Origin of the sequence: Parasynechococcus sp. (assembly GCF_042954245.1) — a bacterium.
Lineage (GTDB): Bacteria > Cyanobacteriota > Cyanobacteriia > PCC-6307 > Cyanobiaceae > Parasynechococcus.
In genome coordinates this window covers 1-1,664 of record NZ_JBGKDP010000228.1, presented here as the reverse complement: position 1 = coordinate 1,664, position 1,664 = coordinate 1, and the positions used below count along the sequence as shown (strand labels likewise).

The 1,664-nt window shown below is 62.0% G+C and carries 1 protein-coding gene and 1 pseudogene; both read left to right on the top strand.

All coding sequences use genetic code 11. From position 1 onward, the window contains the following. Window positions 1–1,531: GspE/PulE family protein (locus ACGVJ8_RS10395; protein WP_392347851.1), on the top strand; the 1,531-nt coding region annotated here is incomplete at its 5' end. A gap of 10 nt (window positions 1,532–1,541) precedes the next feature. Further along, window positions 1,542–1,664: pseudogene (locus ACGVJ8_RS10390) on the top strand (twitching motility protein PilT); the annotation flags it as partial.

Here is a 1,664-nt window from a genome sequence, read left to right as displayed (position 1 = left end):
GCCACTGCCTGAACAGAGCGGCGCCAGCGACGACGACGCCAAGCAAGAGATCCCAGTGCTGGAGCACAGCCCGTCGAGCGATGACGCAGCCTCGCTCGATGACACCATCGCCTCCTTCCTCGATGGGTTCAGCGCGGACGGAATCCTGGAAGACGATCCCGATGAGGCAGCCGCAACCAATGCCGACATCGTCGACCTGGAAGCCAGCATCAAGGACGCGGAGGCTTCACCCGTTATCGCTCTGGTGGATCGGATCCTGCTTCAGGCCATGAGCGTTGGTGCCAGCGACATCCATGTGGAGCCACAACAGAGAGGGCTCCAGCTGCGCTACCGCCAAGACGGAGTCCTCCAGCAATACATCGAGCCGCTTCCCAGCCGGCTGATTCCCGCCGTCACCTCACGCTTCAAAATCCTGGCCGATCTGGACATCGCTGAACGGCGTCAGGCCCAGGACGGCCGGATCCGACGCCGATACCGCGAGCGCGTGATCGACTTCCGTGTCAGCACCCTTCCCAGTCGCTTCGGGGAAAAGGTCTGTCTGCGCCTGCTCGACAGCAGTGCCACGCAGCTCGGGCTGGACAAATTGATCGGCAACCCCCAGACCCTTGACCTCGTCCGTGAACTCGGCGCCAAACCCTTTGGAATGATCCTGGTTACCGGACCCACCGGTTCAGGTAAATCCACCACGCTGTATTCCCTGCTGGCGGAGCGCAACGACCCGGGCATCAACATCTCCACCGTGGAGGACCCGATCGAATACACCCTCCCCGGCATCACCCAAAGCCAGGTGAACCGCGAGAAGGGATTTGATTTCGCCACTGCTCTGCGGGCCTTCATGCGGCAGGACCCGGATGTGTTGCTCGTGGGGGAAACACGGGATCTCGAAACCGCCAAAACCGCCATTGAGGCCGCTCTGACCGGTCACTTGGTGTTGAGCACCCTGCACGCAAACGATGCCCCCAGCACCATCGCGCGCCTCGATGAGATGGGGGTGGAGCCTTTCATGGTGGCGGCCGCTCTGATCGGGATCGTCTCCCAACGACTGATGCGCCGGGTCTGCGGCGAATGTCGAGAGCCGTATCAACCGGATGAACGGGAACTGGGCCGCTTCGGGTTGATGGCCAGCAAGGAAGCGATGGTGACCTTCTATCGCGCGCACCATCACGATCGGACCGAAGCGTCACCATGCCCGCATTGCAAAGGCAGTGGCTACAAAGGCCGGGTGGGCGTTTATGAGGTGCTGCGGATCAATGAGGACATCGCCACGGCCATCTCTCGGGGAGCCAGCACCGATGTGATCCGCCAGCTCGCCCTCGAATCAGGCATGACCACCCTGCTGGGGTACGCCCTTGAACTGGTCCGTCAAGGCCACACCACACTGGAAGAAGTGGGGCGCATGATTCTTACGGATTCTGGTCTCGAATCCGAGCGCAGAGCCCGTGCTCTCAGCACAATGACCTGTACAGGCTGTGGCGCTGGCCTCGAGGATGGCTGGCTCGAATGCCCCTACTGCCTGACCCCACGACATTGAGGAGGTCGTCTTGGAGCTGATGATCGAAGACCTGATGGAGCAGCTGGTCGAAGGCGGTGGCAGCGATCTGCACATCGCCACCGGGCAGCCTCCCTACGGTCGTTTCAGCGGTCAACTACGACCGATGCGGGAC